This window comes from Brucella thiophenivorans, assembly GCF_002252445.1.
Lineage (GTDB): Bacteria > Pseudomonadota > Alphaproteobacteria > Rhizobiales > Rhizobiaceae > Brucella > Brucella thiophenivorans.
In genome coordinates this window covers 1-23015 of record NZ_NNRJ01000002.1, presented here as the reverse complement: position 1 = coordinate 23015, position 23015 = coordinate 1, and the positions used below count along the sequence as shown (strand labels likewise).

Here is a 23015-nt window from a genome sequence, read left to right as displayed (position 1 = left end):
TGCCTCCTACCAGCGCTTCGTCTTTAGATTATGGGTATGAACGTGCCTTCCTTGGGCAACGTCCGCAACGAATTTGCCGATGTCTTCGCCATACTTGGTAGCGGTATCGCCAGTCTTGATATCCATCAAAGCAATCTTGTGGCCGATTGGCACGTCGTCGTGCGCGACGAGTTCGAAGCTGGTATTATCGTGGGTGATAACGCACAGCATTTTCGTGCCGGCCTTTAGGCCTTCTACAACGACGACACCGACGTTGTCTTTGCTCTCGTGAACTAAAAGTTGAGGTATCGACACCGTTTGCTCCTCTCAAAGTATGGGTCGAGCCAAAAACTTGGCTTTTCCATCGCAATCTTATATAAGACATCTTATATAAGACATAATACTCTTTCAGTGTCAACGTATTTGGTATAAATAATCCGGCGCGTTCTTCTGGATGCAGGAGTGCAGTGACGCAGGGAATAGGAGTGCTCAGTGAAATCGGAGATGGAACAAAGCAAGCGAGGCGGTGGCGCCGTTGGGCCAAAGCCACTCTACGCTCAGGTTCGCGACCAGTTGGTACGTAGGCTGGTGACAGGGGAATGGTCGCCCGGTGAACTGATACCTAGCGAGCATGAAATCGCACGATCACTCAATGTGAGCCAAGGCACAGTGCGAAAAGCGTTGGATTCGATGACAGTCGACAACCTTCTCGTAAGGCGCCAAGGGCGAGGAACCTTCGTAGCGCAACCCGAAGACTCGCGCATAATGTTCCAATTCTTTAAGCTGACGCTCGATGATGGCCGAGCGGATTTCCCGCTATCTCAGACCTTTGCCGCCACTGAAGTTCTTCCGTCACCAGAAACTGCCGATCTCTTGGTCCTAGAATTGGATCAGCCAGTTTATCGCATTGAGCGTGTGCGGTCGCTTTCCGGCAGACCTGTAATCAATGAAGTGATATGGCTCCCGAAGACCCGCTTTCCTGACTTCGAGACGATCGCCGAGATTCCAAACAACATCTACCAACTGATCTCCTCTCGGTGGGGAGTGACAATTGCCCGTGCTGAAGAACAGCTTAGGGCTACGATGTCTGACACCACAGACGCTGAACGCCTTGGCTGCGCTGTCAATCATCCTCTTCTCGCCATCCAGCGTGTCGCAATTGACCTCGAGGGCAGACCCGTGGAACTCAGGCAATCTCGCTGCCTCACAGACGCGGCTCATTATGCAGTAAGCCTTCGATAAAAAGCTGCCCAGTCAGCCGCGTGGGTGGATGAATGCCTATTCAATTTTAGCATTGTTATAGAATGGATAGATCTAAAGTGGAGAGGTATCGTTTCATTGATCAATTAAGCGGCGAAAGAATTCCTTGCATAGTGTCTGTGTCATGTCACGGGCGTTAGCCAAAGCGGCTAACTTGCCTCGACGAAACGGTCAATCAGCGCCGCCAATGTGAGAATATGGTTTTGCTGGCAGCTTATTATTCTCAAATGAAACCCATTTCAGCTCACCTTTGAAGCGGAAGTTGCAGGACTAAGGTTTCAATGTTGGCCGCCACCGGATTACCCACCGATGTGCCGACAATGGGTTGCTCTCGGATATTGACCCGGAAGCGCCCGAAGCCTTGAGCCTTGTTGGCCGTAGATACTGTGATCGGGCTACGGCTTAAGAATAATTTTCGCACTGCTTATTTTACCGCCATCGATGTCCGAGAACGCCATAGCGCCATCCGCCAACGGTCGAGTTTCGAACCAATCTAGGCTGCCGAGCTTGCCTTCAATCATCGCGGTGACGGTTTCGCGGAAGTCGTCCGGTGTATAGCAATACGCCCCCGTCAGCGTGACCTCCTGCAACGTAATTTTCCGAATGTCCAAACCGCCATCTTCAGGCAACAGTCCGATATGGACAATAACGCCGCCGGGCGCAATCATGCGGCAGGCCGCAGCGCGGGTCGCCACAGCACCCACAGCGTCTATGACTAGGTCCACACTGTTTTCATCAGGTTCGCCGTTCACAATCGGACTGTAAACTCTAAAATCGCCAGCGTTTTTGAGCGTCATCTTACGAACGGGGTTGGTCTCAGCAATTGTAATGTTATGTATTCCGAAATTGCGAAGGGCAAGTGCTGCACCAAGGCCAATTGCTCCCCCGCCAAGCACAACTGCCCTCGCCTCGTCGAGAGGAACGATCAGAAGATCGCATGCGCGTTTTGCCGCCCGCCAAGAAACGGAAAGAGGTTCAGCAAGCGCTGCCTTTGCAATGTCAAATCCATCGGGAAGTGCAATAATATTGCCCTCGGGAATTGCAACATATTCTGCAAAAGCACCCTGACGGTCCGCCATCGAAATGATTTTTCGCTCAGGAGCCAGATTAGGGCGGCCAGCACGTGCGAATTTGCCCTCAACCGGCGTCATTAGCGGATTGATTGTCACCTTTCTGCCCGCTAGACTTCCTGTTACCGCCTCGCCAGCTGCTTCGTGCCCTAGAATGAGTGGAGGAAGCCGGCGTGCGTCATGCCCGTGATAAGCGTGCATGTCCGATCCACAAATTCCGACCGCTTCGACCTTAACGAGGACGTCACCTGGAACCAGTGTCGGATCGTTGACATCCTCGTATTCCAGTGTGTTGTTTGCTGTGTAGACGAGTGCTTTCATGTTGCTAACTCTCTATTTTGCCGTGAAGCCGCCATCGACATGGATCGTCTGGCCCGTCAAATAGGCAGAGGCATCCGAGGCGAGAAAAATCGCTGTGCCATACAAATCATCAAGATTGCCGTTGCGACCGATTGCCGTTTGCGCAGCATTTGCTGCGGCCCGTTTAGGATCCGAAAAAACTGGTTCCGTCAGGGGCGTTGGAAAGAAGCCTGGCGCGATGGCATTACAGGTAATGCCATACCGCGACCATTCTTCCGCAATCGCCCGCGTCAGTTGCACGATCCCTCCTTTGGCTGCACCATAGGGTGCGGAGTTTGGAAAGGCCCGGCTTGACTGAAGTGAGGCTATATTAATAATCCGCCCCCATCCACGCTGTTGCATGCCCGGTGCCAGCCCCTGCGTTAACAGGAACGGTGCTCGCAAATGAAGAGCCATGTGCAAGTCGAAGTCTTGCGCCTTCACCTGCGAAAATGGTTGGCGCAAGTTGACGCCAGCCGCGTTGATGAGAATGTCGACTCCGCTACGCTCTTGGCCCAGTTTGGCCAAGAGAGACTCGATGTGGCTAGCATCAGCAAGATCAGCGACGATATCCGCCACCTCAATCGCGTCGTTGCGTAGGGACGCCTTGGCCGTGTCGAGATTTTCGGCATTGCGGCCGACCAGGATCACACTTGCACCCTGAAGTCCAAGCGCGCGCGCGATTTCGAGGCCTATCCCAGAATTTCCACCAGTCACGACAGCCGTGCGGCCTTCAAGGTCAAAGAGGTGAAATAGACGTCCCATTTTATGCATCCTTTTCTGAACGATCGGTTAGGCGCTTTCGACAGGAGCTCCCAGGTCCATATTCTCGCCAGGGAAATACTTCTCCATCCGGACATCAGCGGTTCGGGCGTGAGCCTCCATACCTTCCAACCTTGAGATACGAGCGGTCGCAAGCGATAACGTCTTGCAGGCATCACGATCAGATTTCTGCCAGGTCAGTGGCTTCAGGAACTTGTGCACCGAAAGTCCAGCCGAATAGCGCGCAGCAAACTTCGTCGGCAGAATATGGTTCGGCCCCGACGTCTTGTCGCCAAAAGCAACCGTCGTTTCCTCCCCAAGGAAGAGCGAACCGTAGTTCGTCAGGGTGTTCAACCACCAATCTAGGTCAGAGCAATGCACTTCAAGGTGCTCACTGGCGTAATCATCAGAAATCTTGACTAGTTCCTCACGAGTGTCACACAGGACCACTTCACCGTAGTCCCGCCATGCAGCATTGGCAGCGTCGCGGGCAGGCTGTGGCAAGTGGTCGATCAGACCCTGCATAAGGCGCATGGCTTCTTCCGCAACGCGGCGTGAAGATGTGAACAGCCATGCCGGGCTTTCATGGCCGTGTTCCGCCTGACCAACAAGGTCGGTCGCGACGATCATTGGATCAGCAGTATCGTCTGCGATAACCGCCACTTCAGACGGGCCAGCAAAAACGTCGATGCCTACCTTGCCGAAGAGGGTCCGCTTGGCTTCAGCGACGAACTTGTTACCTGGGCCGACAATGATATCGGCAGGGAGGCCAGTAAACAGGCCGTAAGCCATGCTTGCGATCGCCTGGACACCGCCGAGAGTCATGACAATATCAGCACCGGCGACCTTCATCGCATAGAGAACATAAGGATGAATGCCCTGACCTTTGAAGGGGGTCGAGCATGCGATGACCGTCTTGACCCCAGCAGCTTTAGCAGTCGCGATTGACATGTAGGCGGACGCGATATGAGCATACCGACCAGTCGGAACGTAGCATCCAGCGACGTTGCAAGGAACAAGCTTCTGACCTGCAGTGAAGCCTGGCAGCAGTTCTACCGCAAAATCATTGATAGATTCACGCTGCGCTAGCGCGAAGCGGCGTACCTGGCCGGCTGCAAAAGCAATATCATCCTTTACGGACTGAGGTACGCTAGCCGTCAAACGTTCCATCTCCGCAGGGGTCACTACGATTTCACCCGACCATTTGTCGAGGGAGTGGGCGTAGTCGTGGACTGCTCTCTCTCCTTCCGCCTCGATGCGCGCGAGCATCTTCGAGACAACTTCACGGGCAGTACCAGTTTCCGTTTCCGGAGATTTGCTTGCTTTCTTAAGATAGGTCGTTGCCATTTCAATGCCTTTCATGAGGTGCACACCAATTCTCTCAATTGATGATGCCCTTGAGATATTGCGGTGGAAGATATGGGGTTAGTCTGCCTTCCTCGCGAATGCAGCGAGCTTAGGGTCGTCCTTGACCATCTGCAGGAAACGTGGATCGATGTATTTCTCAGCGGCAGGGTTATCGGTGATCGTTCCGACATCCTTCATGAAGGCGCCGATAGATGTAAGCCAGCTATCGACTTTTGAAGGTCCGCCGGCCCTATCGAGAAGCTCTATCTGCTCGGCGAGATCGAAAATTGGCCGAAGAGCGAATTCCGCCTTCGCCGCATCATCAGAGACCTCAACGCCGCCCTCCGTATAAAAGGCTTTCAACATTTCTTCGGCCTCTGCGGGATTGGCTTTTTCCCAGGCCACACCACGCAGGAACACGGCTAGGAATTTCGCCACCAACTCCGGCTTCTCTTTGGCAAATTCTGGGCGCACGATGAGAACGCCGGGAACGATAGCATCTGCATCTGCACCAGAGCAAAGATAGTCCATCCCAGCCTTTTCTTTCAGCGTGTACGTGTTTGGCGCCCATACGCCGGCCATGTCGCCGTTGTCGCTGATAACGGCAGAGATAATTTGGGCCTGGCCGAGATTAACGAAGCTCACATCGCTGCTAGCTACGTTCCATTTTTTCAAACAGGCACGTATGGCGTAATCGACGGTAGAGTTTGTTGTAAGGAGAATGCTTTTTCCCTTGATCGATTCTGGGTTCGCCCTCATATCGTCGATCATTGAAGATTTCGCCATGACAGCATTCGTCTTCGATTCATCATTCGTCAGGCCAACGGTTACAAGACCGAAGCGTGCCGCACCGAGAACGGCAGGGACGGAACCAGTCCCCCCGACATCCCAGTCATTGGCCTGTGCAGCTGCAATTTGGGGCGCTCCAGCAGGAAAAGTGACGAAGGTGGCATCCAGGCCAACTTCCTTCCACCATCCTTTCTCCGTCGCAACATAGAATGGCAGCGCCCAGAAAAGTGATGGTTGATAGCTGATTTTGATAGGCTCAAGATCCGTAGCGTGCACTGCTGGCGCCGACAACAGACTGAACGTCGTTAGAGCTGCAAAGATAAGCTTTTTCATTTCCTGTTCCTCCCGGTTGAAGTTAATTGCTCATTTCATCTGCGAGGTGGCGATGTCAAACGACCTCCATCGCCTTTTCTTCGCGAAGGCTGCGCCAGATGCGAGTGCGCAGGTGCACGAAACTATCAAGATCCATAACATCCTCGATCTTGTCGTGTGCATCCCAGTCCTCCGCCATACGGATCGTTTTAATATCAACGATCTCTTTAACGCGACCTGGTTGCCTCGCCATGATGGCTACGCGGTCAGCTAAGTAGACGGCCTCCTCGACGGCGTGCGTGATGAACATGACGGTCCTTGGATTGACGCGCGCAAGACGCACCAATTCCTCCTGCATGACCACACGGGTTTGTGCATCAAGAGCACCGAAGGGTTCATCCATAAGAAGTACGTCTGGGTCGAGAACATACGCTCTGGCAATCGAGACGCGCTGTTGCATCCCGCCAGAGAGCTGATGCGGAAAGGCATTCTCATAAGCCTGAAGATTCATAAGCGCCAATATCTCGGCGATGCGTCTGCCTCGCTCAGCCTTCGGAACATTCTTGTTGCGCAATCCAAGCTCAATATTCTGGCGTACAGTCTTCCAAGGCATCAAGGCGAACTGCTGAAAAACCACGGCACGATCTGGTCCTGGTCGCTTTACTGGCTTCCCATCGACGAGCACCTGACCCGAAGTCGGGAAATCGAAACCGGCGACAAATCTGAGGCATGTCGTTTTACCGCATCCTGATGGACCAACAACTGCAACAAACTCCTTATCTGCAATCTCCATATTGACCCCCTTAAGGGCCTCGAAGCCATCACCATTGTTGCCGTAAATGCGGCCAACATTTTCGAGACGAATAACTCCCATGTCACACTCCTCCAGCGCTGCTCTTTTTCGGCCGCACGTTTTTGCATTCACGTTTCATTGGATGTTTAGCTGGCGCGCCCACGCGACCGGAGGATTGCTGCCTCCGTCCATCGCAGCAGAAGGTCAATAACTGTACCGACCAAACCGATTGCTATCATTCCGCACATCACCGTCGTAGTTGAGAGGCTGCCCTGCCCTTGCACCATCATGTAACCTATGCCCTGCGAGGCAACGATTAGTTCCGCACCCACAAGTGACTGCCAGCCAAGACCGGCTGAAACGCGTAGTCCGGCGATAATTGATGGAACTGAAGATGGCAGCAAAACTTCAAGTATAACCCGGTAGTCCGGAGTACCCAACATGCGCGAGGCCTCAATCAAACGAGGATCGAGAAATTTCGCACCTCTATATGCGTTGATAAGACAGGGCGGGAAAGCGCCAGCAAAGATAATCATGATGGGACCACCGATGCCCGTGCCGAACCAGAGTGCTGCAAAGGGCACCCAAGCAATCGGCGCGATGAAACGCACGGCATCGAAAAGCGGCGTGACGATATCGTCCAAGAGCCTGAACCAACCCATCAGTAGGCCGAGTGTAATGCCGATGAGCGCTGCGAGGCCGAACCCAAGCATGAAGCGCACAAAGCTTGCCCAGAGATGCTGAAGAATGGTCCCGCCAGCGAACTTCACATGAAGAAGCAAGAGGAAGCGCTCTACGACAGCAACAGGTGACGGCAAAAACAGCGGCGACATCAATCCAAAATTGGACAAAATCATCCATATTGAAAAGAAGCACACGAGCCCCGCAATACCGAACAACGCTTTCCGGGAAAATGATAAGGATTTCTGCATGATCATTCCGCTCCTGCAGCCGCTTGGTTCCAACGAAGGGCTCGTTCCTCGACACGAGATAAAGCGTAGGTGGTCAACCAGCCACCAATCGTTACGACGATCATTCCTACGAGAATCATTCCCGGAAACAGATCTTGCTGAGCAACGTTGAGCACTCGCCCAATCCCATGCAAGGCGCCTACCAATTCAGCAGCGACAAGTGTGGTCCAGGATGCCTGCAAGGATAGTCTTAGTCCGGTAAAAATCATTGGACTGGAAGCTGGAACAAGTATTTCTCTGACCATTCGCACAGATGGCGTGCCAAGCATTGAAGCCGCTTCGATCAAGCCTTTGTCGAGGCTTCGAATGCCAGCATAAGCGTTGATCACGCACGGAACAAAGGCGGAAAACCAGATAACGAGAATCTTCGCCGCATCACCTAAGCCGAGCCAAAGGATAGCTAGCGGGATCCACGCAAGTGGTGGGATCGGTCGGACAATGAGAAAAATTGGATTAATGAAAGCCTCTGCGCGTTGGCTCCACCCCATAAGCAAGCCTAGAGGGATGCCAGTCAAAACTGCGAATGCGAAACCCGAAAATACCAAGAGCAGCGAACGCGTCGCATGCTGAACGAGATCCCCGTTTGCATAACCGGGCCACCAAAGCTGTCTTAAGGCAGCCCAGGTGTCAGCAGGGGATGGAAATCGGCCTGCCGAAACAACGCCTGTAAGCGATGTCAGGGCGTACCATAACAGCAGCGCAAACAGTATCGTTGCGATACCTACCTTCATTCTCCGAGACAACGGCTCCTCCCAAGATCCGAATTTCGTTATGCAAACGCTTGCATATTTTTCGTTATATCGTCAATAGTTAATCTTATATAAGACTTTATGATTCTGATTTTGAACATTTTTATTTGTCTTTATTCGTCATATCGGGTATGAAATTTGTTTCATAGCTCGAATGAGAGGCACCAATGCCTAAAGCCACTTTGGCAGATGTCGCGAAAGAAGCCGGTGTATCGCCGGCCACGGTTTCGCGCGCCATATCAAATCCCGACCGGGTTAAGCCGGACACACTTCGAAAAATTCGACAGGTTGCCAGCTCTTTAGGGTACATTCCTGATGCAAAGGCACGCGCACTCGTCTCTGGGCGCTCCAAGAGCATCGGCGTTGTTGTGCCCACACTTGATAGCCCGATTTTTTCCAAAGCATTGCAAGCCATGCACAAGGAGCTATCGAAGCAGGGCTATCAATTGCTGGTGGCATCGCATGATTATGATCACGGACTTGAAGAGCTGGCGGTTGGCGGACTGGTAGGCCAAGGCGTGGATGGGCTGATCCTAGTCGGCGCGGAGCGACCACCAAGCTTTTGGAAACTCATTCACGGGATCCCAACGGTCTTGACGTGGTGCTCCATAGAAGGCCAAGATAGTATCTGCGTCGATAACGTGATGGCCGGCTCACTAATCGCAAATCACCTTCTCGATCTGGGCCATCGGAATTTTGGTGTGATTGCAGGTCGAAGAGCGAACAATGATCGACAAAAACTTCGCCTGGAAGGCGTCGTGCAAGCCCTTAGGCAAAGGGGCGTAACCCTCAGTCAAGCCAATGTTCTTGAGCACACCATCTCCATTTTCGGCGGACGAGCGGGATGCAGTCGTCTTCTTTCTCTTGCTCAGGCCCCCTCGGCGATAATTGGGCTGATTGATATCTTGGCTACCGGTGCAATGATCGAAGCCCAAGCCCAAGGCTTGAGAATCCCTACCGACCTGTCGATTGCAGGGATCGACAATCTGGAGTTTTCCGAGCACATCAGTCCATCTTTGACCACCGTGCATATTCCCGCCGACCGTATCGGCGCACTTGCAGCGCAACGTATCCTAGAAATGCTTTCCAATGGAACCAGCCCCATAATTACAACCTTGGATGTCGAGCTGATTATTAGAAAATCGACATCAACTTTATCTCTTATTACGTAACCTACAAAGATGATCGGCATGCACACACCCTCATTTGGCACCGTTACTTTAACCTGAGCGTAAGCATGAGCGGCGATAACCGGTAATGACCGAACCACGTTCTTCACTTTAATATCGTCATCGTTATCCCGCTGTGATCATTGCGGAATCAGTATGGTTGTATATCCGCTTTCCACTGAGCTTTCGCATGGTCGAAGACATGCTGGCTTATCGCGGGATCTTCGTTACTCATAAGACAGTGTATGAATGGGCTGAGAAATTCGGACGGGCCTATGTCACTACTATCCGTCGCCGGACACCACGCCTTGGCGATAAATGGCATCTCGATGAAATGGTTGTTATTATCAAAGGTGAACGCCATTTTCTTTGGCGCGCGGTTGATCAGGACGGCTTTGTGTTGGAGGTTCTGGTCCAGAAACGCCGCAACACCAAGGCTGCCAAACGGTTCATGCGCAAGCTTCTCTCTACTCAGGGCTGCGCAACGCGGGTGATGGTCACCGACAAACTATGCTCGTATGGCGCTGCCAAACGAGACATAGGTCTCACCCTTTGCGATCATCGCCAGCGTAAGGGTTTGAACAACCGGGTGTTGATTTCCACCCAGAAGTGATGGGGGGGGGTGCGGATAGAAACTTGGACTGGTTTTACGTTACAATACCAAGACTGTTTCGATATTCGATTGGGTTTCGTGCGCCAAGTGATATCTTGATCCGCTTCTCGTTGTACCATCGAATGTAGCCATCAACTTCTTTGATAAAATGCTCGATCGTGCTTGACCTCCAATCACGCGGTTAAAAGAGCTCCGCTTTCAGTCTACCGAAGAAGCCTTCGCATGCAGCGTTATCTGGGGAACAAGGCTTGCGGGACATTGAGCGCACCAGCTTCGCATCACTGATCCTCGATAGCCAACCCGGCCAGCGATAGTGTGCACCCCGATCAGAATGTACTATTGGCCACTCATCTCTACCTGTTACAGTTTCTATGGCGGCATCAAGCATCGTATTGACCAATTCCGCATCTGGTCTCACTCCGATAGACCAGCTGATGACCAAACCATCGAAGCAGTCGATGATGGGCGAGAGATATACCTTGCCAGCCGGGATATGGAATTCAGTGATATCGGTCAGCCATTTCTCGTTTGGGGCTGAGGCCTGGAAGTCGCGATTAATAAGGTTCTCGGGTGCCGGACTAATTTCTCCGAGATAAGAGCGATATCGCCGCCGCTTTGGCGTGGCAACGATCAGGTTCTCCTGTTTCATCAAGCGCTGCACAACTTTCTCTGAGATTGTAACGCATTGTTTGGCTAATGACGCCTGTAGCCTGCGGTAGCCATAGCATCGACGGTTGGCTTCGAAGATTTCGGTGATGTTTTGACGAATAGTGAGGTACTTATCGCTCATCCTCATGCGGGTTCGATGGTAAAAATATGAGCTGCGCGCCAGTCCCAACTGAGTAAGCAGATCAGGGAGTTGATAAAGGTATTTGAGGGCGTCAACCAACAGCGTTTTCTCCCGATTACTCAGAAGTTGCAGATCGACGCCCAGGTCTTTTTTTATGAGTTCGGTCGCTTTCTTCAAAAGGTCGTGCTCAAGCTGCAGTTTCTGAATATCGTGCTGCAGTGTTTCGAGCTGGCGCTCTAATTCTTCTCGCTCTGGCACTGTCGGTGAGTTGTTCTTGCGTTTCATGATTGCGGGAGCCTCCGGACCAAGTAACTGGTTTTTCCAGTTATACAGTGTCGGTCTGCATACGCCGAGCTTTTCAGCCACGCCTGCGCGCTTTCTTGCCGATTATAAAGCCCGACAACGCCAGCCTTCTTCAACGTCTCCGGATATCGTGGACGTCCAGTTCTTCCGGTGACAGCTTTACTAGTTTCGGGAAACACCTCACGAACCCATGCTGTCAACGTTGCACGGCCGCGATAGCCTAAGACGCGCATCGTTGCAGAAACACAACGACCATGCGTCCGGTAGTGCTCAACAGCCACTTCCTTTTGCGCCTGTGTGAACTTGGCTGCTGGGGGCGCAAATCCTAAACGCAGATCAAGATGGTGCTCATATTCCAGGTACCAGCCCTTCAAAGCATTCTTGCTTGGGTAGTCCAACTGGCGAATGGTCGCTTTCGCACGCTTGCCCAGCTTGATGAAAAGCCCAACGGCTCGCAACCGATCTTCGTAGGAATACATAAACTACCTCCCTGATAGTCCAAGTTTTCGTCCGCACCCCCACTCCATCAGTTCTCAGCGGCAATCAACACTACAGCTTTCAGGACACGGATATACCAGACTATAACGGCTATCATAGCGTTGTTGCCGACAACATCAGCAAAGACCGCAGAACACGATTGCGCAAGCTCAGACGTTACCCAGAGCTGCGTAAGTTCGTCATAGAACAATTGGAGGCCCATTGGTCGCCGGAACAGATCTGCGGCCGACTGGTAGCCATGGTCTAATCGCAATACGTCTGTGTGCCGAAACAATCTATCGTTTCATCTATTAAAGGAAGAATACGCGCTGAAGCTGTATGAATACCTGGCTGAGATGCGAACAAAACGCTGCCCACGCGGCACCAGACGATCGCGCAGTTCCCGCATTCCATAAGCATTTCTTATTCATCAACATCCTGATTTTATTGGCAATCGTCTGTAATTCGGTAACTGGGAAGGTGATTTGATTATCTTTGAACGTGACCTTGGAGAAGCCAATGTCATGACGCTTGTTGAACGCAAGAGCCGTTATTGCGTCATCATTAAAAACAGCAGTCGGCACTCTAAGCCTATAATGGACAAAATCATTCAGGCCCTTGCATCGCTGCCTCATCATACACGCCGCAGTTTACCTTTGATCGTGGCTCCGAGTTTATGGGGTATCGGTCTTTGGAAGATGGAATGGGAGCTAAAAGTTGGTTTTGCGATCCCAATTCAACCTGGCAGAAAGGTGCGATTGAGAACATCAACAAGCGCATCCGACGGTATTTACCCAGCAACACGGACCTAACGCAGGTTAGCCAGGCGCATTTGACCGCCCTCGCCCACAATCTCAATGCAACGCCGCGCAAGTGTCTTGGATTTAATACACCAGCCGAGGTCCTTGCTTCTCTTTTGCAGGAAGCAGCTTAATCAGATACCCTAACCACCGGCATGTTGCACTTGGAGTAGCTTTTCCAAATTTCCAAAAAAATTTTGATGTTTGACGCTGGGTACAAAAGCGCAGTAAGTATTTTAATCTAGGGGGTGACTGAAATGCATGATCGCGCAACGATACTTATTGTCGATGACGAAGTATCTAACATTGAGATTATGAACGCTGTGTTGGAAGACTATTACCAAGTATCTTTCGCTACTTCCGGCGAACAAGCGTTGGAAGTTGCACGCTCGGTTTTGCCGGATTTGGTTTTACTCGATGTTATGATGCCGGGTGTAGATGGCTATGAAGTCTGCTCGCGTTTGAAAAATGACGGATTGTTGGCTGATGTTCCGGTGATTTTTACAACAGCCCTAGATGATCAGTACGCCGAAGTACGGGGGCTTTCCCTTGGCGCCATTGATTACGTTACAAAGCCTATTAATCCTGTTATTTTAAAGGCGCGCGTCTCAAATCATATCGGACTTAAGCGCTTGCGTGACCATCTTTCGGAAATGGCTATCACTGATGCCTTGACGGGCTTGAACAACCGGCGCCAGCTGGAAATTATACTGACCGCGGAAATTTCGCGTCTTTCGCCTGCTGCCGCTTGGCTGTCCGTTATCATGGTAGACATTGATTTCTTTAAATTGTTCAATGATACCTATGGTCACCCCGAGGGAGATCGGTGCATTACGATGGTGGCGGCAGTACTCGCACGCACGGTTAACAAAGTTTCCGGAATGACAGCTCGTTATGGCGGTGAAGAATTTGCATGTGTTCTACCCGGATCTGACCCGAACAGTGCTCTCGCAACAGCCAAAGAAATACAGCTGCAGATACAGTCATTGAATATTCCCCATCCTGGTTCTCCTGTCGGTCCGACAGTAACTGTAAGTATTGGTATAGCATCCGACCGTACGCATCCTGAGGTGGGCAGTTTTCTTTGGCTTCAAAATGCTGATCAACAACTCTACATCAGCAAAAGAACCGGACGAAATAAAATTGAAATAAATAAATTTAAATTATCCAAATAGCAATTAATTATAGACATACCTTATTTGCCGCTTATTTTACAATAATAATATGAGCGATTTTTCTCAATTAGAATTAGTAATTTATGTAATCACCCAAATGTATGTAGAGTATGATAAGTATATTGTCTTTTGGGTTACTTTTTTATCGGATCCAGAGGATGTTTTTGTAAAACTAAATTAGCCTCGCTAGAACTTCTCTAAGGGACGATTGCCAGTGTGGCACCGTCCAATTGAACACCTCGGCAAATTTAGCGTTCGATAAACGCGAATTGGCAGGGCGTACAGCTTTGGTAGGGTAATCAGCTGTTGCAATGTCTGAAATGGTAGCCGTTGGTGCGCCAAGTTCAGCGCTCTGGCTGAATATTGCTCTTGCAAAGCCACTCCAGTTCGTGTCTCCTGAGCCGACCAGATGGTAGACACCATAAGCTGAAAAATCTGGAACGGCCGCCAAATGATCTGCCACCTGGATAATTGCGTCAGCGATATCGAGTGCACTTGTCGGGTTGCCCCATTGGTCGGAAACCACGGATAGAGCATCACGCGTCTCAGCCAGTTTCAACATCGTTTTAACGAAATTCTTGCCAAACGGACTATAGACCCAAGCCGTTCTTAGAATAATGTGCTTTGGATTGGCTTGTGCAACGAGACGCTCGCCTTCAAGCTTGGAGCTTCCATAGATACCCTGAGGGCCTGTAATATCCGTTTCCACATAGGGCTCGCTTGCATCACCTGCGAAAACGTAATCTGTCGAGATGTGGATAACAGGAACCCCGCAAGCCTTTGCTTCTTCCGCAACTGCTTGAGCGCCTCGCGCATTGACCGAGAACGCCAATTCTGGTTCATCCTCAGCGAGATCGACTGCCGTATAGGCGGCAGCAGAAACGACCAAGTCAGGCTTGATTGCTGTGATCGCGCTACGCACTGTCTCCGGCTTCGCCAAATCCAGTTCCGGACGACCCAGTGCGATTACTTGCATATCGGGCCGGTGGGATGCTTTCTCCAGTAGACTCTGGACAACCTGTCCTTCACGCCCTGTTACAACGATCTTCATGCCTTTGTCTCTGTTGATGTCGTGCTGCCGAGCCGCTCGCCCGCGTAATTGCCGTTACGGATTGGCTGCCACCACCAACCATTATCGAGATACCATTGAATGGTTTTTTCCAAACCCGTTTCAAACGTTTCTTGGGGCTTCCAGCCCAATTCACGTTCGATTTTTGAAGCATCAATGGCATAACGGCGATCATGGCCAGGACGATCCGTCACAAATGTGATCAGATCACAATAGCTTTTTCCGTTTGCGCGAGGTTTTTTTATATCGAGAATGGCACAAATCGTTTGCACTACGTTCAAGTTGGTACGTTCTGCACGCCCACCGATATTATAGCTTTCACCAAGCTTGCCAGTAGTCGCGACAAGTGCCAGAGCACGTGCATGATCCTCGACATAGAGCCAGTCCCGCACATTTGCACCTGCGCCATAAACCGGCAAAGGCTTCTCGTCCAGCGCATTGAGGATGACGAGTGGAATCAACTTTTCTGGGAAATGAAATGGCCCATAATTGTTTGAGCAATTGGACAGCACGACGGGCAATCCATAAGTCTCATGCCAGGCACGAACCAGATGATCGGATGCTGCTTTCGACGCCGAATAAGGCGAGGACGGCTGATACGGTGTTTCTTCCGTGAAAATGCCGCTATCGAAAGGCAAATCGCCAAACACTTCATCCGTTGAAATATGATGAAAACGAAAAGAAGATTTGCGTGGCTCTGGCAGCTCCCGCCAATAAGCGAGAGCGGCATTTAAAAGACGGAACGTTCCGACGATATTTGTTTCAATGAATGCGCCAGGGCCATCAATGGAACGGTCAACATGACTTTCCGCCGCCAAATGCATAACAACGTCTATTTCGTTGGCGCGCAAAGCTTCCAGAATACCAGTGTCATCACAGATGTCAGCCTGAAGAAAGCTGTAATTGGGATGGTTTTCAATCTGTCGAAGAGAAGCCAGATTGCCCGCATAGGTCAATTTGTCGACATTGAGGACATTGACATCGGGATCGGCTGCGAGATGACGGCAAACCGCAGAGCCAATGAACCCGGCACCACCCGTAACAAGAATTTTCATATTATCCCTCAAGAAAAAACTTCGGCATCGGCAAGAAGTGGGGCTTTTTGATCTTTGTCTGAAAGCTGCACACCCGATGAAGGTAATGGCCATTCGATACCAATCGCCGGGTCATCAAAACGAACTGAACGATCATGCTCTGGAGCGTAATAATCAGTCACTTTATAAATGACCTCAGTTTCTTCAGTGAGCGTTATGAAACCGTGAGCAAAACCTTTTGGAACCAGAATTTGGTTCCAATATTTAGCTGAGACCTCCAGTGAAACCCACTTACCAAACGTCGGTGAATTTTTGCGAATATCGACGGCTACATCGAGAATTGCACCGCGAATGACGCGCACCAGCTTATCCTGTGCAAAAGGTGGAAGCTGATAATGCAGACCACGCACCACCCCTTTTGCAGCCGAATAAGAATGATTGTCCTGAACAAAATTCAGTTCAATGCCAGCCTCTGCGAGCGCATTGACCTTATAGGTTTCGGAAAAGAAACCCCGATCATCACCAAACTTACGTGGAATGATCTCATAAACACCATCTAAACCTAAAGCGCGGACTTCCATCAATCTTTTCCTAGTTCGTCAACACGTCGACGCAGGTAAGCTGCATATTCAGTTTTGCCAAGTTTGGCTGCACGCTCCAAAACGGCCTCGCTGCTTAGCCAGCCTTTGTCCAAACCAATTTCTTCAGGACAAGCAATCTTGATGCCCTGTCGTTTTTCAATGGTTTGTACAAACGATGATGCTTCATGAAGGCTGTCATGGGTTCCGGTATCTAGCCAAGCATATCCTCGCCCGAAACGCTGAACATTCAGTTCCCCTCTTCCGAGATACACATTATTAACAGTAGTGATCTCAAGCTCCCCGCGCGCTGATGGCTTGATCGAACTTGCGATGTCGATCACCTGATTATCATAGAAATAAAGGCCCGTTACAGCCCAGTGTGACTTCGGTTTTTCCGGCTTTTCTTCAATCGATATTGCTTGACCGGTTTTGTTATCAAATTCGACAACACCATAGCGCTGCGGATCATCTACGCGATATGCAAAAACACTCGCGCCCTTCATTGGCTGCGCAGACAACTTAGATAATTTCGAAAGGCCGTCACCAAAATAGATATTATCGCCGAGGATCATTGCGACGCTATCATTACCAATAAACTCCTGGCCAATGATGAACGCTTCAGCCAATCCGTTAGGATGTGCCTGCTCGGCGTACGAGAAATTAATGCCAAATTCACTTCCATCACCTAGTAGCTTTTGGAAAAGCGGAAGATCATGCGGAGTGGAGATGACAAGAATATCGCGAATACCGGCCAGCATCAGAACGCTCAGCGGATAATAAATCATCGGCTTGTCATAAATTGGCAAAATCTGCTTAGAGACAGCAATGGTTAAAGGGTACAGTCTCGTACCACTGCCACCCGCGAGAATAATTCCCTTCATACGAATTGATTTCCTAACATCTTACTTCTCCCACATCGATATTGTAGATAGACATTATGCCTAAGATGATGGCTTCGTTTTGGCGATAACCAGACCATAACGCGGAGATAAACGAAACTAAACGGTGAACAGACACTTTCAGCTTATCGTAATAATTTCAAAGCCGAACCCTACCCTGTGAATTGAGAATTAGCAGAATGATTAATAGTGTTTCAGCAACATATCAACCAACCAATAAACAGTCATTGCTGACAATTTCAATTGTTACCTTTAATCCAAATTTTGCTGAACTCGAAAAAACGTTGAATAGCCTGAAAATGGCGCTCAATGGATTCGCAGATGGCTCCTTCTCGATCACAGTTGTAGACAATTCCGTCAGCAATGAGGTTGCCTCATTCTTATTGCGCAACTATGCAAAATTGCCCGTCAAATTAATCCATGGACAAGGCAATGTTGGTTTTGGCAGAGCCCACAATATTGCTATTCAACAGATGGGCGAATTTCATCTCATTCTCAATCCGGACATTCAACTTGCCCCGGATGCACTGGTAAACGCTCTTGCTTTCATGCGCGAAAATGAAAACTGCGGCTTGTTAAGCCCCCACGCCTCTTGGCCAAATGGGCAAAGGCAATACCTTTGTAAACGCTATCCGGCTGCCTTTGATTTAATACTGAGAGGGTTTGCGCCGAAAAAGATACGCTCACTTTTTTCTGCTCGATTGGCCCGATACGAGATGAAAGCAGAAACACAAGACGGTGTGTATTGGAACCCTCCAATTGTAAGCGGGTGTTTTATGTTTTTCAAAAGCGCTACCTTAAAGGACACAGGCGGCTTTAGTGATAAATTCTTCCTTTATTTTGAAGATTTTGATCTCTCTCTTAAGGCGCGCAAGTTCGCCGATATAGCTTATGTGCCCTCTGTGAAAATAATTCATTCAGGCGGAAATGCATCGAAAAAAGGGCACTGGCATATAAAAGTCTTTATTCAATCGGCATTCAAATTCTATAACCGTAACGGTTTAAAAATCTTCTGATGCATCCGTGGACAACGTCGACCTGAGCCCCAAGTCTGGACCGCTGGAGCGAACTCAAAACTGGGTGAAACTTGGGTTCAAGATCAATACTCTGTTGTGCGAAGCTATAATTTCTGCGCTTTAAACTCCGCTATCTTTTTCGCTAGCAGTTCCTCGCTCCTATTAATCATCGCAATCATCGAAGAGTTATGAGCCCCCCACAGGGTTGATTCAGCGTCATCACGATGCCCTACCAAAAATGGTAGTGTAGTGTAGGAGGTGAGCCCATTTATTCGTTCCAAATACCGATCGATTGTGTCTGTTGCGGAATCGGAATTAATATTAGACCATTCGCTGAGCAATTTTAGAGCTTTCGAGTTATATATATTGCAAACTGCACTCACAATTTTATCAATTTTTATGTATTCTGTTCCTTCGAACTCAATTACATCTAAAATTCGGCAGTCAGCATGTAAGTCACCTATGAAGCCTGAAAATACGTCCCATTCATTCGGATCTAACTGATTCAAGAAACGATTAATCTTTCCAAGTTGTGCTATATGTCCTTTTTTAAATTCTACGTCGTCCTCATAAACTAATAAGCGTTCCTTGCCTGCATCCATTGCTTTGCGTGCTAGGAACTTGTAGCTATACGCGGTTCCCATCCAGCCTGGACGCTGACGCAATCCGTTGAACGGTTTTATCAAGTAAGGCATTTCATTAATGAACTGAGAACGTCGATTAGGCGTCTCAGGCAGGCTTAGAAAATATGTGTCCTCAGTGAAAGTGGTGCTCTCAATGAGTTCGCAGAATTGGTTATATGAAATCAACCCAAGATCAAAAAGAGCGCGATGAAACATAACCGAAAACGTCTTCGAATTTTCATGTATTAGTTGTTTGTCTACGTCGTACGAGCTGCCATTTAATTCCAAATTTATCGCTTCGATCATACCGGGGACATCGCCGACATTTACAAATTTCACTAAGTCATCCAAAGAGCTATGTTCAGACTGGTCACTACCTATTTCGGAAATTACTTTAGTTCCTAAAGATAGGCACTCGCAGATACGAGTAGTTTCAAGCAAAGCATCTTCATAATAGTGGATATTGACGACAACCTTCGCCCTTCTAATTGCTTGTCTTATTTCCGCACCGAAAGAATCATTTATTACTTTAACCCTGAAATGTTTTTTTAGTTCTGTTATGTAAAGTGAACGCCTTTCATTGCGAATATCTCCGTAAAATAATACATCATATTGATCATTGTCTAATAAAGTAACATCGCTTTCATTCTCCCCAAGCCACTTATCGTAGTGTGGTAAACAGGAAATTGGAACATAGTACGTTTTGGGGTAACCCAACCCTTTTTCCTCTAGAAACGACAAGTTTTTTATCGAGTAATCAAAAACAGCGAGAGAATTTTTTAATATGTCTATATAATCAGCATTAAACCAACGCGAACTGACAGACTGCTCCATCTGAAATATAATTCTTTTGAGGGGAGGCGGCAGCGTGGAAAACATCTGGGCACAAATAACTATGTAAAGATCGCTCCCGAATTTCGGCGGCATTACCGTCGTCACATCCGTAGTAATACCGATTGCAGATAACTCTCGCGCCACTAAATTTGCAACAAATATAGTATGGTCTGTTGTAACAATTGTTACGGTTTTAACGTTAGCGAGTGTCTTTTCCGCTAGCAGCTTTTCTCGACTTTTATCAAAGCTTGTTGATGGTTGATTCCCAACATTGTTTTTCGGCAGACGTGCCTTTAATGAATGGTATAGCGGTCTTACCTCACCCCTTGATATAAGCTTAATGGCGCGCTGCCCCCTCCGCGCAATTATGCTAAGCTTTCTCAATGGATAGGTAATTTTCCAACTTGTTGAGTTCTGAAGAGCTTCGATTTTCATTTCCGCAATCTTCAATTCGCTTCCTAGCGAGTCCTGAAGAGCTTTGATTTTCATTTCCGCAATCTTCAATTCGCTTCCCAGCGAGTCCTGAAGTTTGCGTTGATCAGAATCTTTCTTGCTCAAAGTAGATATTATTTCTTCGTTCTCCTTTCTAAGAGTTGAGACTAATGCTTCTTTCTCGGCCGAAAATCGACGAATTTCAGAAATTTCATCCCTAGCGCTTATTAACTGAACGCTATTCTCAATTGACTTACCTAGATAAGAAAACAATTTAAATGCATATGATCGGATATAATCCCCTTCACGTCCTTCAGCGATCCGCAGAATTGCAGTCGGACAGTTATCGCCGCCAACTGCGAGCACGCCTAGCCCGTTACTATGAAGAAAGTTGAATGATGGGTATAACTGAGATATTTCTTCCCAAAATTTGTATACTCCGAAACCCATCTGATGGACATTCGTATCGTGGAACAATACGACCGCTCTCTCAGAAAGTTTAGGAAACCAGTTGAAAAAGTCATTTCTTACCGCTTCATAAGTGTGCAGTCCGTCGATGTGTAATAAGTCGATTGATCCATCTTCAAATTTTTTGACGGCGTCATCGAATGAAGATCTTACGAGCGTCGAAAAGCTAGCGTATTTTGGGTCGTGGCGTGACTTTAATTCCGCTAAAATTTCTTCCCCGTAATAACCGCTGTGCGTATCGCCCTGCCAAGTATCAATTGCGAATGCTTTTGATTTAACATCGTGCTCAACAATCGATTGGCAAAAATTAAGATACGAGTTACCCTTATAGGTCCCCAGCTCGACAACTAACGCTGGCTTTAATGTTGCAATAATCCAGTGGGCAAATGGTATATGCCCGGCCCAAGGCCCTGGTACTGTGACGTCTTGTGGAAGCGCTAGGGCCGCCTCGAATGAAAAATCTTCTACCACCATATCATCCATAGATCAGTTTACCTCGTAAACTTATTATAATTAGTGATTTGCCGCATTAGTACCTGCTGCAAAGCATTTAAGAAAGATCAAACTGCGATATAGAAACTTTAGCAGATATATTGTGAAGCCCCTCCCCAATCCACGGTGAGAATGGCGAGCGGAGTAATTGCGGGTGGCCAGCGGCCTAAGCTCCCTCTATCTTGGAAAATTGGTAACCTCCGTCATCAACACCAAAGGTGGACAGTTCACTGAAATTCGGATTAACGCAATCTTGAAGGAGCTGAAGATGCTCTGGTAATCGCCCTATTTTTAATGGGGTGCGACAGTAGAATTTACGCAGCCATTTTCAGTTTTTGTGCGAGTGTTATACCGCCGCTAAACATATTGGGCCGTTCGTTCTTACACGTCAAAAGTCGTTGTGTGGCGAATTCCTGTGTCTTTTCAATGATTTCAATGATATGCTGATAGAACCAATCATGGCATATGCATTTTTATGCGGCTCTCCTTGTTTGGATGTGACTAATTGTAACTCCTGATTTTCAGCCCATTCCGAAGCTGTTACGGAAGCGAGTTTGTTTCGCGTGACCTAGATCGGTGGGCTTATGCTATCAATGTCACGCTGGACTTATCCAGGTCCAGAAAGCCGACGGACAACGGATTATCTAGAGCGCATCCGTTTTATGTTGGGTCATAACCGCAAGCTGCAAAGTAGTTGGCGCACTCGGTTGGTTCGAACAATGTTATGACTTGGCCGACGGCATCCCACAGCGCTTCGACAGTGCGTTCGGCTTTTGCACGCAGATGTGCTTTGAGTTTTGAGAACGCCACCTTTATTGGGTTGAAATCGGGACTATAGAGCGGCAGATACCGTATTTGACCACCTGCCTCCTCAATCGCTTCTCTGATGCCTGGAACCTTATGAGCAGGCAAACTGTCCATGATCACCATGTCACCGGGGGTCAGTGTCGGCACGAGCACTTGTTCGATATAAGCACGAAAGGCATCGGCATTGCGCCATCCAGCACCATGGGTGCTGTCATGCCTGAGAGGCGGAGCGTGCCGGTAAACGTCGTTGTTTTCCAGTGACCATGTGGGATGCCTGCGTGACATCTTTCGCCTCGTAGGCTGCGCCCAAGCAACCGCACCATTTTCGTATTCAGTCCTGTTTCGTCGATGAAAACCAGCCTTTCAGGATCAAGTTCAAGTTGGCTTTCAAACCACGCCTCGCGCCTACTCATTAGGTCTGGCTGTTCCGACTCCAATGCATGTGCGGTCTTTTTCGTAAGTTAAACCACGGCCCCGTAGCCAAGTATTCAAAGCACTCCGCACAATCTGAAGGCCGCGCTCTTGAGCCAGACGCGCAACCATTTCGTTAGGCGTGATGTCTTTGCGCTCTTCAATCATACTCATGATGAAATTTTCATCGGCATCAAGTCTTGAACCGCGTCGTCGACCCGGACGTCGTGCTTCCAACTCAACGTCCTGCGCACGAGAAACCCAGCGGATCGCTTTCGCTGCGGACACCTCAAACCGTACGCCCGCATTGCGTGCCGACAATCCTTCGTTTGCAGCCTTCAAAACGCGTGACCGCAAATCAGTGCTTAATGCTCGACCCATTAAAAGCCTCCATAACTGGAAACCTTGAATCAGACAAATCGTTCACTGTCACTGCAAAATCGATTCAGCGTTCAAAGGATATGCTCTAGGCCTTCAACAGCAAGCTTCTTGCTGAATATTTGAACGCAAACTCGTTCTTAACCCTTGAAGATGGCGCGAAAAGTTAAAGAAACGGCTTAGACACTACAATGAGGATCGTTCTCATTCGGCAATCGGATATAACGTCCCGATTGCCTTAGAGCCTGTTCCAAAATGTGTTGAGCGATTTCA

General features: G+C 49.1%; 17 protein-coding genes and 4 pseudogenes. 6 read left to right on the top strand and 15 right to left on the bottom strand.

Annotated elements, in window-relative coordinates; genetic code table 11:
* Positions 1-6: 6 nt before the first annotated feature.
* Positions 7-294, bottom strand: a complete 288-nt coding sequence (locus CEV31_RS00360; RefSeq protein ID WP_094504937.1) for a UxaA family hydrolase — start codon at positions 292-294, stop codon at positions 7-9.
* Between the two features lie 177 nt (positions 295-471).
* On the opposite strand from CEV31_RS00360, the gene CEV31_RS00355 reads away from it, so the two are divergent.
* Positions 472-1221, top strand: coding sequence for a GntR family transcriptional regulator (locus CEV31_RS00355; RefSeq protein WP_235818003.1), 750 nt, complete (start codon positions 472-474; stop codon positions 1219-1221).
* A 413-nt stretch (positions 1222-1634) separates the two neighbouring features.
* Here CEV31_RS00355 and CEV31_RS00350 read toward each other — a convergent pair whose 3' ends face one another.
* From CEV31_RS00350 to CEV31_RS00320, 7 genes are all read right to left on the bottom strand, one after another.
* Positions 1635-2630 carry an alcohol dehydrogenase catalytic domain-containing protein gene (locus tag CEV31_RS00350; RefSeq protein WP_094504935.1) on the bottom strand — a complete coding sequence of 332 codons (996 nt, stop codon included), beginning with the start codon at positions 2628-2630 and terminating at the stop codon, positions 1635-1637.
* 12 nt (positions 2631-2642) lie between these two features.
* Positions 2643-3413 (bottom strand): SDR family NAD(P)-dependent oxidoreductase, encoded by a 771-nt coding sequence (locus tag CEV31_RS00345; RefSeq protein WP_094504934.1) that lies wholly within the window; start codon positions 3411-3413, stop codon positions 2643-2645.
* A gap of 27 nt (positions 3414-3440) precedes the next feature.
* Positions 3441-4757, bottom strand: a complete 1317-nt coding sequence (hpsN, locus tag CEV31_RS00340; RefSeq protein ID WP_094504949.1) for a sulfopropanediol 3-dehydrogenase — start codon at positions 4755-4757, stop codon at positions 3441-3443.
* 78 nt (positions 4758-4835) lie between these two features.
* Positions 4836-5879, bottom strand: coding sequence for an ABC transporter substrate-binding protein (locus CEV31_RS00335; RefSeq protein WP_094504933.1), 1044 nt, complete (start codon positions 5877-5879; stop codon positions 4836-4838).
* A 55-nt stretch (positions 5880-5934) separates the two neighbouring features.
* A complete protein-coding gene (locus CEV31_RS00330) occupies positions 5935-6732 on the bottom strand; it encodes an ABC transporter ATP-binding protein (protein ID WP_094504932.1) in 798 nt (265 codons plus the stop codon).
* Between the two features lie 65 nt (positions 6733-6797).
* Positions 6798-7508, bottom strand: coding sequence for an ABC transporter permease (locus CEV31_RS00325; protein WP_235818005.1), 711 nt, complete (start codon positions 7506-7508; stop codon positions 6798-6800).
* 77 nt (positions 7509-7585) lie between these two features.
* Positions 7586-8365 (bottom strand): ABC transporter permease, encoded by a 780-nt coding sequence (locus CEV31_RS00320; RefSeq protein ID WP_235818002.1) that lies wholly within the window; start codon positions 8363-8365, stop codon positions 7586-7588.
* 173 nt (positions 8366-8538) lie between these two features.
* Between CEV31_RS00320 and CEV31_RS00315 the strand changes: the two genes are divergently transcribed.
* Both CEV31_RS00315 and CEV31_RS00310 read left to right on the top strand, forming a co-directional pair.
* Positions 8539-9543: a LacI family DNA-binding transcriptional regulator gene (locus CEV31_RS00315; RefSeq protein ID WP_094504930.1), complete on the top strand. Its 1005-nt coding sequence runs from the start codon at positions 8539-8541 to the stop codon at positions 9541-9543.
* A 115-nt stretch (positions 9544-9658) separates the two neighbouring features.
* Positions 9659-10126: pseudogene (locus tag CEV31_RS00310) on the top strand (IS6 family transposase); the annotation flags it as partial.
* Between the two features lie 61 nt (positions 10127-10187).
* Here CEV31_RS00310 and CEV31_RS00305 read toward each other — a convergent pair.
* Positions 10188-11725 (bottom strand): annotated as a pseudogene (locus CEV31_RS00305) (IS3 family transposase).
* Between the two features lie 74 nt (positions 11726-11799).
* Here CEV31_RS00305 and CEV31_RS21260 point away from each other — a divergent pair.
* Both CEV31_RS21260 and CEV31_RS00285 read left to right on the top strand, forming a co-directional pair.
* Positions 11800-12657, top strand: a pseudogene (locus CEV31_RS21260) (IS30 family transposase); the annotation flags it as partial.
* Positions 12658-12780: 123 nt separating this feature from the next.
* Positions 12781-13698 carry a diguanylate cyclase gene (locus tag CEV31_RS00285; protein ID WP_094504926.1) on the top strand — a complete coding sequence of 306 codons (918 nt, stop codon included), beginning with the start codon at positions 12781-12783 and terminating at the stop codon, positions 13696-13698.
* 172 nt (positions 13699-13870) lie between these two features.
* Here CEV31_RS00285 and rfbD read toward each other — a convergent pair whose 3' ends face one another.
* Genes rfbD through rfbA form a run of 4 tightly spaced genes read right to left on the bottom strand, consistent with a single transcriptional unit; the run spans position 13871 to position 17263 of the window.
* The gene (gene rfbD / locus CEV31_RS00280) at positions 13871-14749 is read right to left on the bottom strand and encodes a dTDP-4-dehydrorhamnose reductase (RefSeq protein ID WP_094504925.1); all 879 of its coding nucleotides are present in this window, start codon (positions 14747-14749) and stop codon (positions 13871-13873) included.
* Positions 14746-15822 (bottom strand): dTDP-glucose 4,6-dehydratase, encoded by a 1077-nt coding sequence (gene rfbB, locus CEV31_RS00275; protein WP_094504924.1) that lies wholly within the window; start codon positions 15820-15822, stop codon positions 14746-14748. The genes rfbD and rfbB overlap by 4 nt, the downstream gene beginning before the upstream one ends.
* Before the next feature lie 8 nt (positions 15823-15830).
* Entirely contained in the window at positions 15831-16382 is a 552-nt protein-coding gene (rfbC, locus tag CEV31_RS00270; protein WP_094504923.1) for a dTDP-4-dehydrorhamnose 3,5-epimerase, read from the bottom strand.
* Entirely contained in the window at positions 16382-17263 is an 882-nt protein-coding gene (gene rfbA, locus CEV31_RS00265; protein ID WP_094504922.1) for a glucose-1-phosphate thymidylyltransferase RfbA, read from the bottom strand. Before rfbA ends, rfbC begins: the two co-directional genes overlap by 1 nt.
* 197 nt (positions 17264-17460) lie before the next feature.
* Between rfbA and CEV31_RS00260 the strand changes: the two genes are divergently transcribed.
* Positions 17461-18297, top strand: coding sequence for a glycosyltransferase (locus CEV31_RS00260; protein ID WP_094504921.1), 837 nt, complete (start codon positions 17461-17463; stop codon positions 18295-18297).
* 104 nt (positions 18298-18401) lie between these two features.
* On the opposite strand, the gene CEV31_RS00255 is transcribed toward CEV31_RS00260, so the two are convergent.
* Both CEV31_RS00255 and CEV31_RS00245 read right to left on the bottom strand, forming a co-directional pair.
* On the bottom strand, positions 18402-21137 hold the full coding sequence (locus tag CEV31_RS00255) for a class I SAM-dependent methyltransferase (protein ID WP_094504920.1): 2736 nt from the start codon (positions 21135-21137) through the stop codon (positions 18402-18404).
* A gap of 669 nt (positions 21138-21806) precedes the next feature.
* A pseudogene (locus CEV31_RS00245) lies at positions 21807-22745 on the bottom strand (IS630 family transposase).
* Positions 22746-23015: the final 270 nt, after the last annotated feature.

Bases quoted from the DNA above. Each gene is read 5' to 3' on its own strand.
- rfbB (WP_094504924.1), bottom strand. From the start codon at position 15,822: ATGAAAATTCTTGTTACGGGTGGTGCCGGGTTCATTGGCTCTGCGGTT.
- CEV31_RS00285 (WP_094504926.1), top strand. From the start codon at position 12,781: ATGCATGATCGCGCAACGATACTTATTGTCGATGACGAAGTATCTAAC.
- CEV31_RS00255 (WP_094504920.1), bottom strand. From the start codon at position 21,137: ATGGATGATATGGTGGTAGAAGATTTTTCATTCGAGGCGGCCCTAGCG.
- CEV31_RS00345 (WP_094504934.1), bottom strand. From the start codon at position 3,413: ATGGGACGTCTATTTCACCTCTTTGACCTTGAAGGCCGCACGGCTGTC.
- CEV31_RS00315 (WP_094504930.1), top strand. From the start codon at position 8,539: ATGCCTAAAGCCACTTTGGCAGATGTCGCGAAAGAAGCCGGTGTATCG.
- CEV31_RS00350 (WP_094504935.1), bottom strand. From the start codon at position 2,630: ATGAAAGCACTCGTCTACACAGCAAACAACACACTGGAATACGAGGAT.
- CEV31_RS00260 (WP_094504921.1), top strand. From the start codon at position 17,461: ATGATTAATAGTGTTTCAGCAACATATCAACCAACCAATAAACAGTCA.
- CEV31_RS00335 (WP_094504933.1), bottom strand. From the start codon at position 5,879: ATGAAAAAGCTTATCTTTGCAGCTCTAACGACGTTCAGTCTGTTGTCG.
- hpsN (WP_094504949.1), bottom strand. From the start codon at position 4,757: ATGGCAACGACCTATCTTAAGAAAGCAAGCAAATCTCCGGAAACGGAA.
- CEV31_RS00330 (WP_094504932.1), bottom strand. From the start codon at position 6,732: ATGGGAGTTATTCGTCTCGAAAATGTTGGCCGCATTTACGGCAACAAT.
- rfbD (WP_094504925.1), bottom strand. From the start codon at position 14,749: ATGAAGATCGTTGTAACAGGGCGTGAAGGACAGGTTGTCCAGAGTCTA.
- rfbC (WP_094504923.1), bottom strand. From the start codon at position 16,382: ATGGAAGTCCGCGCTTTAGGTTTAGATGGTGTTTATGAGATCATTCCA.
- CEV31_RS00325 (WP_235818005.1), bottom strand. From the start codon at position 7,508: ATGATTTTGTCCAATTTTGGATTGATGTCGCCGCTGTTTTTGCCGTCA.
- rfbA (WP_094504922.1), bottom strand. From the start codon at position 17,263: ATGAAGGGAATTATTCTCGCGGGTGGCAGTGGTACGAGACTGTACCCT.